Annotated in this window: 14 protein-coding genes and 1 riboswitch; of the genes, 1 reads left to right on the top strand and 13 read right to left on the bottom strand. The window is 68.0% G+C overall.

Features of this window, described 5'->3' with window-relative positions; all coding sequences use genetic code 11:
• Positions 1-91: 91 nt before the first annotated feature.
• The gene (locus ACFXMV_RS08590; RefSeq protein ID WP_378503089.1) at positions 92-1,729 is read left to right on the top strand and encodes an FAD-dependent oxidoreductase; all 1,638 of its coding nucleotides are present in this window, start codon (positions 92-94) and stop codon (positions 1,727-1,729) included.
• 12 nt (positions 1,730-1,741) lie between these two features.
• Here ACFXMV_RS08590 and ACFXMV_RS08585 read toward each other — a convergent pair whose 3' ends face one another.
• The 13 genes from ACFXMV_RS08585 to ACFXMV_RS08525 all read right to left on the bottom strand — a co-directional run bounded on the left by ACFXMV_RS08585 (position 1,742) and on the right by ACFXMV_RS08525 (position 12,878).
• Positions 1,742-2,203: a type II toxin-antitoxin system RatA family toxin gene (locus ACFXMV_RS08585; RefSeq protein ID WP_378502182.1), complete on the bottom strand. Its 462-nt coding sequence runs from the start codon at positions 2,201-2,203 to the stop codon at positions 1,742-1,744.
• Positions 2,204-2,214: 11 nt separating this feature from the next.
• Positions 2,215-3,483, bottom strand: coding sequence for an aspartate aminotransferase family protein (locus ACFXMV_RS08580; RefSeq protein ID WP_378502181.1), 1,269 nt, complete (start codon positions 3,481-3,483; stop codon positions 2,215-2,217).
• Positions 3,483-4,517, bottom strand: a complete 1,035-nt coding sequence (locus tag ACFXMV_RS08575; protein WP_378503090.1) for an SDR family oxidoreductase — start codon at positions 4,515-4,517, stop codon at positions 3,483-3,485. Before ACFXMV_RS08575 ends, ACFXMV_RS08580 begins: the two co-directional genes overlap by 1 nt.
• A 58-nt stretch (positions 4,518-4,575) precedes the next feature.
• Positions 4,576-5,703: an acyl-CoA dehydrogenase family protein gene (locus tag ACFXMV_RS08570; protein ID WP_378503091.1), complete on the bottom strand. Its 1,128-nt coding sequence runs from the start codon at positions 5,701-5,703 to the stop codon at positions 4,576-4,578.
• A gap of 108 nt (positions 5,704-5,811) precedes the next feature.
• Complete coding sequence (locus tag ACFXMV_RS08565; RefSeq protein ID WP_378503092.1) at positions 5,812-6,600, bottom strand: SDR family oxidoreductase; 789 nt, start codon at positions 6,598-6,600, stop codon at positions 5,812-5,814.
• A gap of 3 nt (positions 6,601-6,603) precedes the next feature.
• Entirely contained in the window at positions 6,604-7,719 is a 1,116-nt protein-coding gene (locus ACFXMV_RS08560; RefSeq protein ID WP_378500356.1) for an isochorismate synthase MenF, read from the bottom strand.
• A 7-nt stretch (positions 7,720-7,726) separates the two neighbouring features.
• Positions 7,727-8,518 (bottom strand): thioesterase II family protein, encoded by a 792-nt coding sequence (locus ACFXMV_RS08555; protein ID WP_378500357.1) that lies wholly within the window; start codon positions 8,516-8,518, stop codon positions 7,727-7,729.
• Positions 8,502-8,750, bottom strand: a complete 249-nt coding sequence (locus ACFXMV_RS08550) for a phosphopantetheine-binding protein (protein WP_378503093.1) — start codon at positions 8,748-8,750, stop codon at positions 8,502-8,504. Before ACFXMV_RS08550 ends, ACFXMV_RS08555 begins: the two co-directional genes overlap by 17 nt.
• A gap of 261 nt (positions 8,751-9,011) precedes the next feature.
• Positions 9,012-9,479 carry a hypothetical protein gene (locus ACFXMV_RS08545; protein WP_378500358.1) on the bottom strand — a complete coding sequence of 156 codons (468 nt, stop codon included), beginning with the start codon at positions 9,477-9,479 and terminating at the stop codon, positions 9,012-9,014.
• A gap of 110 nt (positions 9,480-9,589) precedes the next feature.
• Entirely contained in the window at positions 9,590-10,399 is an 810-nt protein-coding gene (locus tag ACFXMV_RS08540; protein WP_378500365.1) for an ABC transporter ATP-binding protein, read from the bottom strand.
• Between the two features lies 1 nt (position 10,400).
• Complete coding sequence (locus ACFXMV_RS08535; RefSeq protein WP_378500359.1) at positions 10,401-11,171, bottom strand: ABC transporter permease; 771 nt, start codon at positions 11,169-11,171, stop codon at positions 10,401-10,403.
• Positions 11,149-12,171, bottom strand: coding sequence for an ABC transporter substrate-binding protein (locus ACFXMV_RS08530; protein ID WP_378500360.1), 1,023 nt, complete (start codon positions 12,169-12,171; stop codon positions 11,149-11,151). The genes ACFXMV_RS08535 and ACFXMV_RS08530 overlap by 23 nt, the downstream gene beginning before the upstream one ends.
• Positions 12,168-12,878, bottom strand: a complete 711-nt coding sequence (locus tag ACFXMV_RS08525) for a TenA family protein (RefSeq protein WP_378503094.1) — start codon at positions 12,876-12,878, stop codon at positions 12,168-12,170. Before ACFXMV_RS08525 ends, ACFXMV_RS08530 begins: the two co-directional genes overlap by 4 nt.
• A riboswitch (TPP riboswitch) is annotated at positions 12,866-12,962 on the bottom strand. Its footprint overlaps the gene before it by 13 nt.
• Positions 12,963-12,979 lie beyond the last annotated feature (17 nt).

Raw genomic sequence — 12,979 nt, 5'->3', positions numbered from 1 at the left:
AGCCGGAACAGGGCCCGCGTGCCCGGAGTTGACAGACCCGGGGCGTAGATACCCCCTAGGGTATAGTCGGACGCAACGAAGGGAGTCGTCGGTGAAGGTTGTCATCGTGGGTGGGGTCGCCGGAGGAATGTCCGCCGCGACCAGGTTGCGTCGTCTGGACGAGGAGGCGGAGATCGTCGTCTTCGAGCGCGGAGCGCACGTGTCGTTCGCGAACTGCGGGCTGCCCTACTACGCGGGCGGGGTCATCGAGGACCGGGAGTCCCTGCTCCTGCAGACCCCGGCGAGCCTCGCCGCCCGGTTCCGCCTCGACGTGCGGGTGCGCACCGAGGTGATCGCCGTCGACCCAGCGGCAAGGACGGTCACCATCCGCGACCTGCAGACCGGCGACGAGTCCACCGAGTCCTACGACGAACTGGTGCTCAGCCCCGGCGCGAGCCCCATCGTCCCCGACATCGAGGGGGCCCGGCGGGCGCTGGTGCTGCGCGATGTCGACGACGTGGACCGTCTCGTCACCGAATTGAACGCCGACGCCCGCACCGCGGTGATCGTCGGCGCCGGATTCATCGGCGTCGAGCTCGCCGAGAATCTGCGTCACCGCGGCCTCGAGGTCACCGTCGTCGAGCTCGCCGACCAGGTGTTGGCACCGCTCGATCCCGAGATGGCCGCGCCGGTGGCAGATGAGCTGCGCGGCAACGGCGTCCGGCTCGAGCTCGGCACCCAGGTGACCGGAATCGGCGTCGGCACCGTCAGTCTCGCGGACGGACGCCTGCTCCCGGCCGATGTCGTCGTCATGGCGATCGGGGTCCGCCCGGAGACCGCGCTGGCGGTCGGCGCGGGCATCGAGATCGGCCCGCGCGGCGGCATCGCGGTCGACGCCTCGATGCGCACCTCGGCCGACCACGTCTACGCGGTCGGCGACGCGGTCGAGAAGGTCGACGCGCTCACCGGCGATCCGGGACTGGTCCCGCTGGCCAACCCGGCGAACCGGCAGGGTCGACTCGTCGCGGATGTGATCGCGGGCAGGCCGGTCAGCGCACGCCCCGTCGTCGGTACCGCGATCGTCGGGGTGTTCTCGCTGATGGTGGCCGCGGTGGGCTGGAACGAGAAGCGGCTGCGTGCGGCAGGTCGCGGGTACCGGGCCATCCACACCCACCCGCAGTCGCACGCCGGCTACTACCCGGGCGCGCAGGGCATGTCGCTCAAGCTGCTCGTCGACCCGGACACCGACGCGATCCTCGGCGCACAGGGCGTCGGCGGCGACGGCGTGGACAAGCGCATCGACGTGATCGCCACCGCCATGGTCGGCGGCCTCACCGCCTCCGAACTGGCCGACCTGGAGCTGGCCTACGCGCCGCAGTTCGGTTCGGCGAAGGACCCGGTGAACATGCTCGGCTACGTCGCCGACAACCTACGCACCGGCACCACAGGCACCGTGCAGTGGCACGAGCTTGCCGCGCTGGTCGAGGCGGGCGCGGCCGTCGTGGATGTGCGCACCCCGGCCGAGTTCGCGCTCGGGTCGATCCCCGGAGCGGTCAACGTCGAGCTGGACCAGTTGCGCTTGCGTGCAGCGGAACTGCCCGACGGTGAGCTGATCGCGGTCTGCCAGGTCGGGCAGCGCGGCCACACCGCGACGCAGCTGCTGCGCCAGCTCGGGCGCAGCGTGCGCAACCTCGATGGCGGCTATCGAACCTGGCTGGCCGGTCAGGTGCCGGTCGACCAGTTCGTCTAGCAACGCCGCCGCTCAACTGGACCCGAGCGCTTCACCGGCTTTGGTCGACGACACAAAGGTGTCGATCATTTCGATGACGTTGGCTTGCAGCTCTTGCAGCGCTATCGGGTCGAGCATCGGCGCCAGACTGGGCATACCGAGATCGAACTTCGCCTCGAAGACGATGCGCGCACCGCCCTCGGGGACGTCGTGCACCGTCCAGCTGCCTCGAAACATCTCGAGGTCCCCTTCGATCTGCTCAAAGGTGAAGGCGAGGTTCTCCGTGTCGATGACGTCGGATTCGGTCCAACGCAGGACCCCGCCGCGGAAGGCGACATCCCATCGAGTGGTGCAGGTATCGCCATCACGGTCGAGGATCGCTACCTCGAGTACGCTCTCCGCGATGCGCGGATAGCTTTCGAAATCCACGATCTTTGAGAACAGTTCGCCGGCAGTGATATTTCCGGCCTCGCGTTCGATGTTGATGACAGGCATGGAGATCTCCTTCAGAAGTGGCTGGTTGATGCGGACCGAGTCGACAGCGCCGACAAGGACGTGGTGAGGGCGTCGAGGAGCTTCTCCTCCTGCGCGGGGTCGAGAATCGCCGGTGGGGTGATGCGGAGAACGGTGTGGGCGTTGAGGGAATGGTTGACGATGATCCCGTTCCGCAACATCTCGGTCGCCACCTCCGCGGTCAGGTCGGGGCGGGAGAACTCGATACCGATGAGAAGTCCGGCTCCGCGGACCGCCGTGACGCATGCCGGACGGTGCGGCTCGCAGATGCGATCGATGGATGCCAGCAGTCGGGTGCCGAGGTCGGCGGCGCGCTCGACGATCTGCTCGTCGACAATGGTTCGCACCGTCGCCGCGACGGCCGCGGACGCCAGCGGTGAGCCGCCGAACGTCGACGAGTGAAGGGCCGGATCGTCGCCGATCGGTTTGAAAACCTCGTCGGTGGCGAGGACCGCGGCGACCGGAACCACCCCACCGGACAACGCCTTGCCGACCAACAAGACGTCGGGACGCTGGATCTCGGGGGAATGGGCCCACATCCGGCCGCACCGCCCGAGACCGGTCTGGATCTCGTCGACGATGAGCAGTGCGCCGTACTTCCTGCACAGCGCTTCGGCCCCGGACAGGTACCCGTGCGGCGGGATCACCACGCCACCCTCGCCCTGAACCGGCTCGAGGATCACCGCCCCGTTGCCGCCACTGTGCACGAGCGCGCGCTCGAGGTCGCCGAGATCGCCGAAATCGACCGCGGTCGCCTCGAACAGCGGCCCAAACCTGCGCTGATACAGGGGATTGTGGGTCACGGACAACGCGCCGAGCGTCTTGCCGTGATATCCCCCGCGCATACAGATCAAGTTGGTTTTCCGCTGTGCTCGAGCCAGTTTCAGTGCGAGTTCGGTCGCTTCGGTCCCCGAGCCGACGAAGAACGCCTTGTCCAGGCACTCGGGAGCGACGGACAACAACAGTTCGGCGGCCGTGGCCACCTGCTCCTCGAGCAGTAGCCGAGTCGCCAGCGGGTGTGTCCGGACCTGCGCGACGACGGCGTCCACGATCGCGGGATGGCAATGTCCCAGGAGGAACACGGAGTAGCCGCCGCAGTCGATCAGGGACGATCCGTCCGCGGTGTACACAACCGCGCCCTCCGATCGGACCTCTACCTCAGCGCCGATGTACTCCGCCAACCTCGCCCGTCCACGCCCGAGGAAGCGGCGGTACTTGTCCACCACCACCGCGCGCGCGGAGGGGGCGGGCTTGGTGTCCATCAGGCGACCTCGGGCACGCGCGGTACCCAGTAGCGGTTCACGGTCTTCTCGACGAGGTGCCCGGACTCCTCGGCGGTGAGCCCGATGCCTGCGAACGCTCCCGTACCCAGGTCGCTGGGAAACCTGTCCTCGCACACCAGTGACGCCACCGCCAAGAGCTGTTCGAACTTGTTGCGGGCCTTACCGTCCAGCGAGCCGAAGAAGGCCGGCTGCAGGAGTCGCTGCACCGCCTCGGTGGCGAAGAATCGGGGGGTGACCGCAGTCTGGCCGGCCGCGCCGAGCGCACGGTGGACCGCGTCCATCATCTCCCGGGCGGTCACCGCATGCTCTCCCGCCGTGATCCAGTACTCGGCGCCGATGAGTTCGGAATCGATCAGTCGCGCGACCGCCCCGGCCACCACGTCCTGAGGGACGAAGTCGATTCGGGTTTCCGGTGGGAACGGAACGAAGGGCAGGACGCCCTTGGCGAAGGCGCCGAGGAAGGCGTGCAGTCCCTGGTGGCGGGCGATCTCGCCCGTCCTCGAGTCGCCGATCAGCAGCGAGGGCCGCAGGATCGCGTAGGGAACCCCGCTGGTCCGTACGACTTCCTCACCGCCGACTTTCGAACACAGGTAGGCGTCGCGGCCGTCCGCGCAGCCGGTTCCGGTCACCGAACGGGCCTGTGACCGCCGGTTCACGAAGGCGGAGCTCAGGTGGATCATCCCTGCGTTCGCGGCCCGGGCAAAGTCCACGACATGCGAGGTCCCGAGCCGATTGGTTCGATCGATGTCATGTCCGGTCGAGTCGAACTCGACGGCCGCCGCCACGTGAACGACGCGATCGACTTCGTGCGCGAGGCCCGGGTAGCTCTCCCCGAGCCCCAAGTCGGGATCGGTCACGTCGCCTTGAATCCACGTCACGTTCTCGCGCGATGCGGCCGTCGACCGATGCCTGAGGGCGTAGACCCTCTTACCTTCCAGCGCGTCGAGAACGGCGCGGCCGATCACCCCGGACGCTCCGGTCAGCAGTACCGTTCGAACTTCGTCTGTTGCCATGATTGTTGTCCAATGATCGGGGTTCTTCGTGGTCGAGGGGGCACAGCCGTGCCGATTGCTAGACGATGCGGAGGGCACCACCCGAGAGTGAATCGATGAGCGCGGGCGCGGCGCGTTGCAATCCGGGCGGATGGAACGCGAGGCAACGGGACGCCTCTGCGTAGAGGTGCACGTCGGAACCCGGACTGATGAAGGCCATTCCGCCGAGAAGCTCGACGCATTCGTCGACGACAGAGACGATCGTGCGCTGTGCGGCATACCGACAGAGCAGCACCCTGCTCAGCAGGGACTCCGATGGTCCATCCGCATCCAACTGGACCGCAACCGATTCCAAGGATGCGGCGCTGGATTCGATCGCGGCGACCAGCTGGATGCGGGAACCGGGGTCACCACGGTTGCCGTCGAGAACACGCGAAAGCAGTCCGCTGACGATGCCGAGATAGCCGGAGGTCATCAGCATTTCGAACCAGACGAATCCCGCCTGCTGGATCTTGTCGGTGGCGGCCTCTCCCGGCCGTCCGACGCGCACCAGCTGGCCGTCGGAGATGTTCACATTCTCCAGGAACACCGCGTCGCTCTCGGCGGCGCGGAGAACCGGTGCGCCCCAGAAGGGCTCCACCCGCACACCCTCTGCGCTCGCGGGTATCGCGGCCACGGCGAGCTCGGGGCCGTGCTCGCCTTCGACGGCGACACTCGCGGTCAGCAGGTCCATCGAACGGGACAGGCTGCACGGACGCTTCGCCCCGTTCAGCAGGTATCCGCCGTCGACCCTCGTCGCGGTCAGGCTCGGGGACAGGACGCTTGCTCCCGTCGTCCCCTCGGCGAAGCCCGATGCGACCAGCAGATTCTGGCTTCCGATCGCGTCCACCAACAGCGCATGCCTGCACTCACCAGCCCTGGCGGCCTCCATCAGGCTCGCCAACGAGAAGTGGTGCATCGTGCTGGCGATCGCCAGCGAGGGGGCGCGGTATCCGATCGCGCGCTGAATCCTCGTTGCCTCGAGCGCCGAGGCGCCGAGACCGCCGCTCGCCTCGGGGGCCAGCAATCGTCCGGCACCGGATGATTTGAACAGCTTGATCGCCGGTCCACCCTCGGCTTCGAGTTCATGCGTCGGTGTGTCCTCCAGGGCGTCGTGCAGCTCCGGGAGTCGATCCATCAGCGTTGACCGCTCGCTTCCGAGAAACACGTCGGTGCACCTTCTTTTCAATCGGGAGATCCGGGTACCCACAATCCTGAGTCTTGAATGCGTGCGAAACATCCTCACTAGGGCTGAATCGGGCCACACGGAGGGTGGTCAGGCATGTAATGCGGCTCCGCCGTCGACGTAGATCGTCTGCATCGTGATGTGCCGAGCGCCGTCGGAGAGCAAGAACTCGACGGCGCGCGCCACGTCATCGGCCTCGGCGATGCGCCCCAGCGGGATTCCCACCCGAAAGTCCCCTTGGCGCCCGGCGATCGACTCCCGGACCATCGATTCGCGATCCGGGTACATCGATCTGAGCATGTTTGTATCCGTGGACCCGGGGGCCACCACGTTCGCCCGGACCCCATAGGGCGCCAATTCGAGGCCAACGACTCGCACCAGCATCTCCGCGGCGGCCTTGGACGCTCCGTAGACGCCCATGTTCGCGCGCGGAACTCCCGCCGAGTTCGAACCGACGATCACCATCGATCCGGCGCGACGTCGACGCATGCGCAGCCCGACGGCCTGAGCGACATTGAGCACGCCCATGACGTTGACATCGAATGTCCTTCTGCTGTCGGCGTAGTCGGCGTCGACAATGGCGCCGGTCTGTAGGACGCCCACCGCGTGTGCGAGCGAGTCGATGGGCGCGTTGACTCGCTCCACCTCGTCGATCACGGCGCCGACCTGACCGCTGTCTGCGACATCCGCGACGTGGACGGTGACGGTCAGCGGGGCCGCTGCCGCCGCGCGGATGGCCTCGGCGACATCGTCGAGGCCGTCGCGATCACGGTCGATCAATGCCAGGTGGTGGCCACCGCCTGCCAACCGCATGGCGATCGCCCGCCCTATCCCGTTGGCTGCGCCCGTCACCACGGTGGCGCCGATGCGTTCGGTCATGACTCAGACCTCGACGTCGCCCGCGCCGAGTGCGTTGAGGATGGTCTGGAACTTGGCGGTCGTTTCGGCCAGTTCCTGTGCGGGCTCCGAATCGGCGACGATGCCGCCACCAGCCGACGCGGTGATCGTTCGTCCGTCGTCGGATATCTCGGCGCACCGGATGGTGACCATCCATTCGCCGTCTCCCTCCGCGTCACACCAGCCGACGGCCCCGGCGTAGTACCCGCGTTCGCCCTCGAGGTCGGAAATCGCCTCGCGCGCACGGTTCGTGGGGGTGCCGCAGACGGCAGGCGTCGGGTGCAGCCGGATGGCGAGCTCGAGCGCGCCGACCCCGGGGTCCCGCAGGGTTCCGGTGATCGGCGTTCCGAGGTGCCACATCTGCGGCGTGGCGATCAGCTGGGGGTGCGCAGGCACTTCCAGCCGATCGCAGACGTCGAACAGTGCCGCGCATACCGACTCGACCACGAAGGCGTGCTCGTGAAGATCCTTGGCGGAGAGCTGCAGCGACCGCCCCTGCGCTCGATCCTTCACGGGATCGGCGCTGCGCGGAGCTGACCCGGCCAGCGGCCAGCAGCTCACCACCCGCTTCGAACGCTTGACCAGGACCTCCGGGCTCGATCCGACGAGGATGGATCCGCGCGCCGACGGACCTCTCGACAGGTCGACGAGAAAGCCGTTGGACGCCGGGTCGCGGCTGACCAGCCGGTCGAGAACCCAGAGGGGGTCGATCACCTCCTCGGAGGCGAGAACGACACGACGAGCGAGCACCACCTTGTCCAGCTCGCCCGCGTGGATTCGTTCGACGGCCTTCGCGACGCGCCGTACGTGTTCATCGGGCTCGGGCACAGAGCATCGGAGGTGCATCGGCGAGACGCCCGCGGGCCGAGGCGCGGCGGGCCACGGCGTCGGATTCCGGTCGAAGGTCGCGGGTTCGATCAGTGTGCACGCGTCGGAACTCTCGAAAGGCAAAGCGCCCACGATGATCTTGCTTCGTCCGGCGCGCAGATCGGCCAGGGCCGCGTCGGCCGCATCGAAAGTCCGCACCGCCCCGCGCGCCACGAGACTCTCCAGGGGGCGCGACAGGATGAAGGAGTAGTCGTTCTCTCGTGCGCGCGTCATGCTGGGCTCAGCGGCGGGAACCGTGGTCGCCGACATGGTGTCTCACCTGCCCCTGCCGCACCAGCCCTGTGAGTAGCCGGGCGACCTCCTCCTGCCTGTCGATGAAGTAGAAGTGGCCGCCTTCGAAGATGTGCAGGTCGAATTCGCCGGTGGTGAACTGCTCCCATTCGGCGACCCGCTCGACGCGGGCTCGCGGGTCGACATTCCCGACCAGCGCGGTGATCGGGCAGGACAGCGGCTCGCCTGCGCGGTAACAGTATTCGTCCACCGCCTTGTAGTCGGCCCGCAAGGCAGGGAGGTACACGTCGAGTAGCTCCGGGTCTGCGAGGATCCGCGAGTCGGTGCCGCCGAGCGCCTGCATATCCGAGCGAACGCTGTCGTCATCCGACCGGATCGCATTGCGCCCGATTCGGGTCGGGGCCTCCGCGCCCGACACGACGAGCCGCTCGACCCTGACGTCAGAGGCCTGTTCCAGGCGCCGGGCAACTTCGTATGCAGCGATCGCGCCCATGCAGTGGCCGTGAAGCGTCAGCGCTCGAAGCCCGGATTCCCGAAGCGAATCAGAGACCGCGTCGACGATCTCGGCCAGGGAGTCGGCAGCTCTTTCCGTGGACCGATCGGCCCGGCCGGGGTATTGGACCGCCGCGACCGGGATGGTGCTCGAGAGCAACTTGGACAGGGCGAACAGGCTCGACGCCGAAGCGCCGCCATGCGGAAAGCTGATCAACATGCGATCCGGTTGCTCGGCCGGGTGCAGGGTCCGCAGCCAACCAGTGCGGAAGCTACGCGAGCCGTCCATCGTCCGCTCCCGTGCTTCGTGCCTGCCGGCTCGGGGATCCGCCGCCCGAACGGCCCGACCCGAGGATCGTCAACCAATCGGCGACGAGGTATGTACCGGTCAATGCGGGAAAGTCGGCGCGGACGCCGAACGCACGCCACCTCTCGATCAGGCTCATCAGCCGGATCGAATCCATGCCGCAATCGAGGAGGTTCGTGTCGTCCGAAATCTCGGTGGCATCGATCTCCAGCATGGTCGCGATATCCGCGACCGCCGTGGTGCGGTCGAGAGTTGAGGTGGTACCCCGCTGCTGCCGTCCGGGGAATGGTTCGGGTTCAACGAAGGGCATGATCGCGGTCCTGACGTCGTGGATGGTGGGCGCATCGGGTATTGGATTCCCGTGTCTCAAACCATCTTCGGACCGGATCGATCTCGTGAACATCACCACTGGGAGTGAGAGGGCCTGCCCCAGGGAGTGAAGAAGTAGACCCCTGGGCGTGAGGTGGTCGGCTCGTCAGCTGTCGGCGGGGTACGGCCCGGTGTCGCCGCCGACGTCCGGCTCGGTGTAATCGGTTCGTGCCGCGTCCGGGGTGTCGGAGTCGGCGGTGTTCTCGTCCAAAACGCTGACGGTCACCCCGTACGGCAGGAACCGCACCAGCCGGCGCGGATCGGTGTTGTTCTTGTGCGCCCGCAGCGCCTCGAGTTCCGTCGCGAACACCTGGTCGACGCGGGCGGAGCCGTCATCGTCGACAATGTAGATGGCCCAGACGCCGTCGCCGGTCTCGCCCGCCGTGTCCCGCCGGGACCGGGGCCGCGGCCAGGAGGTGCTGGTCCCCACGTCGAACGAGTGCGAATAGGGGATGCCCGCGTCGTCGAGGAACCGGCCGACCTTCTCGGCCGCGTCCCGCAGTCCCGCACTGGCCTCCCTGGCGATGCGGTCGATGTCCTCGGGATCGAAGCCGAACGGTCCCTTGCTGCTCATGGCGAATCTCCTGCGGTCCTGCCCTCGGTTCATCGTCGACCAGGGCTCACCTCCAGTGTGGCCGCGGCGGGTCGGCGGCGCCAGCGTTTTCGGATCGGCAGGGCGGGCGATCATCCGGGCGCGGACTCCTGCTCGGCGAGCGCGCGGCGCGACTCCTCGTGCAGCACCTCCAGCAGTTCCTGCTCCAGCGCGACGAACTCCGGCGAGGTCACCACCGACAGTTCCCGCGGACGCGGCAGCTCCACCCGCACCTCCCGGCGCACGGTGGCGGGCCGCGCCGACAGCACGATCACCCGGTCAGACAGGTACACCGCCTCGCGGATGTCGTGGGTGATCATCAGGACCATCCACCGGTACTGCTGCCACACCTGCTGCAGCCACGCCTGCATCTCGGTGCGGGTCAGCGAATCGAGGGCGCCGAACGGCTCGTCGAGCAGCAGCAGTTCGCGGTCCTGGACGACCGTGCGCAGCATCGCGGCGCGCTGGCGCATCCCGCCGGAGAGCTGGAACGGGCGGGCGTCCTCGAACCCGGACAGGCCGAAGATCGGGAAGAGCTCACGGGCGCGGCGCCTCGCCTCCCGCTTGTCGACCCCCTGCACCTCCAGCCCGAGGGCGGTGTTGTCGAGGACCGTCCGCCACGGGAACAGCAGATCCTTCTGTGGCATGTACGCGCTGTGCGGGGTTCCCGAGGTGGCGCCGTCGCCCACGAGTACGCGGCCCGAGTCGGGGGAGTCCAGGCCGGCGAGGATGTTGAACACCGTGCTCTTGCCGCAGCCGCTCGGGCCGATGACGGAGACGAATTCGCCGGGTGCCGCGTCGAAGGACACCCGGTCCAGCACCGGACGGGAACCGGCGCCCGGTAGCGGGAACGACTTGGTCAGCCCCTCCAGCGCGATCCGCGATCCCCGTGCCCCACCCATGTCACCCACGCCCGCGCTCCATCCGGGACCACGGCGCGACGACCCGCTCCACCGCGAACGTGAGCAGGTACAGCGCGATGCTGATCACCGCCGTCACCAGCACCGCCGCCAGCACCAGGTCGGTGCGGAACGAGTTCTTCTGCAGGCTCATGTAGATGCCGAGTCCCTTGCTCGCCCCGACGTACTCGGCGAACACCGCGCCGACGACGGCGTAGGTGATGCCGATCCGCAACGCGGTGAAGAACCGCGGCAACGCGGACGGCAGCCGCACGTATCGGAACACCTGCCACCGGGTGGCGCGCATGCTGCGCAGCAACGCGCCGGCCTCCCGGTCGGCCGCGGCGAAACCCTCGATCAGCCCGATGGCCATCGGGAAGAAGGTGGCCAGCGAGATCACCAGGATCTTCGGCAGCAGCCCGAACCCGAACCAGATGATCATCAGCGGGGCGATGGCAATGATCGGCAGGGTCTGGGACGCGACGAAAAGCGGCACGAACGCGCGGCGCAGCCACGGCGAGAAGTCGACCAGGATCGCCAGTGCCCACGCCAGCGTCAGCGACACCGCGAATCCGATCAGCGTCACCGCCAGCGTGGCCCCCGCGTGTACGGCGATCTCGTCGCGGTGCCCCCAACCCTGCTGCGCGACGCGCAGCGGCGACGGCAGCAGTTGCGGACGGATTCCGCTGACGGCGACGTAGATCTGCCAGGCGGCGACGAGCGCCGCCACCACCACGAACGCTGGGATCAGCCTACGAAGAGCCGAGGTAGTCATTGGTGAAGTACGTCGACCAGTCGGGTTCGGAGGTCAGCGGATTGCCGTCCGGGCCGGCCAGCAGTCCGTGTTGGTAGAGGAATCCGGAGTTGCCCGCCCACTGCTGGAGCGTCTGGGTGCCGACCTTCCCGGCCGCGTCCCTCATGTACTGCGCGGCGAGCATCTTCTGGCTCTCGAGCACCAGCGACTCGTCGTTGAAGGCGCCCGGATTGGCCTCGATGAGCAGCTTGGCGGCCTGGTCCGGGTTGTCCGCGGCGAACTGGTAGCCGCGCTGCAGCGCCTGGACGAACGCGCGCGCCTGCTCGGGGTGCGCCTCGAGCCAGTCCTCGTTGCCGTCGATCACGATGGCGTAGGCGTCAGGGAACCCGAAGTCGGTGTAACGGAAGTACTTCATCGGGGTGCCCGCGTGTTCGGCCTCGATCCCCTCCCACGCGAAGTACGAGACCGTGAAGTCCGCCTTGCCGGAGTAGACGGCCTCGTACGCGGACGTGCCGAGGGTGACCGAGTTGAAATCGCCGGTGCCGCCGTCGTTTCGGATCACCTGGCGCAGCGTCTCGTTCTCGCCGGGATCGCCGAATCCCGCATAGGTCTTACCGTCGAGGTCCTTCGGGCTCACGATGTCCGCCCGGTCGGCGCGGACGCCGATGCCCGTCGCCCAGTGCTGCAGCGGAGCCAGCACCGACACCGTGTGGGCGCCGGAGGACCGGGAGAACGTCGACGCGTCGTGGGTGCTGATCCCGAACTCGGCGTTCCCGGCGTCGATGAGGGTGTCGACCGCGGTGTTGTTGTAGGGCAACACCTCCACGTCGAGTCCGGCCTCGGCGAAGTACCCCTGCTGCTGTGCCACGAACAGGCCGCTGTGGTTGGTGTTGGGGGTCCAGTCGAGGGCGAACCGGATGGTCTCGTCGGAGCCGGTGTCGGCGCCGCACGCGGTCAGCACCGACAGTGCCGACACCGCGGCGACCACCCCGGCCAACACGCGCCGCACACCCGCGCTCACGGCGCGGGCCAGGGCTGCGGGTGGAGCGCGGTGTCCCAGAACATGAGCTCATAGCGGGTCGCGATCGTGAACGCCTCGACCATCGCCTCACGCTCGCGGTCGGTCGCGCCCGCCGCGGCCGCGTCGACCATCTCGCGGGCCGTCGCCGCCGAGGTCTGGAATTCCTCGGCGTCGTAGGTGGACACCCACTGCGCGTACGGATGCGACGGGTCGGCGGCCAGCACCTTCGCCGCGCTCGCGCCGAGGTCGCGCCCGACCTCTGCGTAGATCCAGAAGCACGGCAGGACCGCCGCCGCTGCCACCGGGTACGGCTCGGTGGCAGCGGCCGCGATCAGGTAGGACACATAGCCGAGGCAGGCCGACGAATGCTGCGGTTCCCGCTCCGCGGCCGGCAGTACGCCGCCGGAGAGCAACTCGTCGTGCAGGGCGGACTCGACCACCGCGGCGGTGGCCGACGAGGTCGCCCAGAAGGCGGCGGTCGTCGGGTCCGGGGACCGCGAGGCGAGGATCGCCAGCGCCTTCGCGTAGCCCGTCAGGTACAGCGAATCCTGCTCGACGTAGAAGCGGAAGACGTCCAGCGGAAGCGTCCCGTCGCCGAGGCGCCGGAGGAACTCCAGTTCGTCGATCGCGACGCGCAGTGCCTTCGTCCGGTCCCACAGGTGTTCAGTAAATCTATTGGTGCCCTCGATGGGCGTATGCGAAGCCATGACAATTCCTTCGTCAGCATTACCTGGCCAGGTTCTCGGGTCTGCTCTCAGCCCCGCGATTGCGGAGCACCCCGTGTCTCAACACGGCAGACTTTAGCATC

This window comes from Rhodococcus sp. NPDC059179 (genome assembly GCF_042754885.1).
Lineage (GTDB): Bacteria > Actinomycetota > Actinomycetes > Mycobacteriales > Mycobacteriaceae > Rhodococcus_G.
Note: the sequence above shows the minus strand (reverse complement) of the source record. Positions and strands in the feature narration are given on the sequence as shown.

Excerpts from the sequence above, each read along its gene's own strand:
- ACFXMV_RS08585 (WP_378502182.1), bottom strand. The coding sequence starts at position 2,203 with ATGCCTGTCATCAACATCGAACGCGAGGCCGGAAATATCACTGCCGGC.
- ACFXMV_RS08580 (WP_378502181.1), bottom strand. The coding sequence starts at position 3,483 with ATGGACACCAAGCCCGCCCCCTCCGCGCGCGCGGTGGTGGTGGACAAG.
- ACFXMV_RS08575 (WP_378503090.1), bottom strand. The coding sequence starts at position 4,517 with ATGGCAACAGACGAAGTTCGAACGGTACTGCTGACCGGAGCGTCCGGG.
- ACFXMV_RS08565 (WP_378503092.1), bottom strand. The coding sequence starts at position 6,600 with ATGACCGAACGCATCGGCGCCACCGTGGTGACGGGCGCAGCCAACGGG.
- ACFXMV_RS08560 (WP_378500356.1), bottom strand. The coding sequence starts at position 7,719 with ATGACGCGCGCACGAGAGAACGACTACTCCTTCATCCTGTCGCGCCCC.
- ACFXMV_RS08555 (WP_378500357.1), bottom strand. The coding sequence starts at position 8,518 with ATGGACGGCTCGCGTAGCTTCCGCACTGGTTGGCTGCGGACCCTGCAC.
- ACFXMV_RS08550 (WP_378503093.1), bottom strand. The coding sequence starts at position 8,750 with ATGCTGGAGATCGATGCCACCGAGATTTCGGACGACACGAACCTCCTC.
- ACFXMV_RS08545 (WP_378500358.1), bottom strand. The coding sequence starts at position 9,479 with ATGAGCAGCAAGGGACCGTTCGGCTTCGATCCCGAGGACATCGACCGC.
- ACFXMV_RS08540 (WP_378500365.1), bottom strand. The coding sequence starts at position 10,399 with ATGGGTGGGGCACGGGGATCGCGGATCGCGCTGGAGGGGCTGACCAAG.
- ACFXMV_RS08535 (WP_378500359.1), bottom strand. The coding sequence starts at position 11,171 with ATGACTACCTCGGCTCTTCGTAGGCTGATCCCAGCGTTCGTGGTGGTG.
- ACFXMV_RS08525 (WP_378503094.1), bottom strand. The coding sequence starts at position 12,878 with ATGGCTTCGCATACGCCCATCGAGGGCACCAATAGATTTACTGAACAC.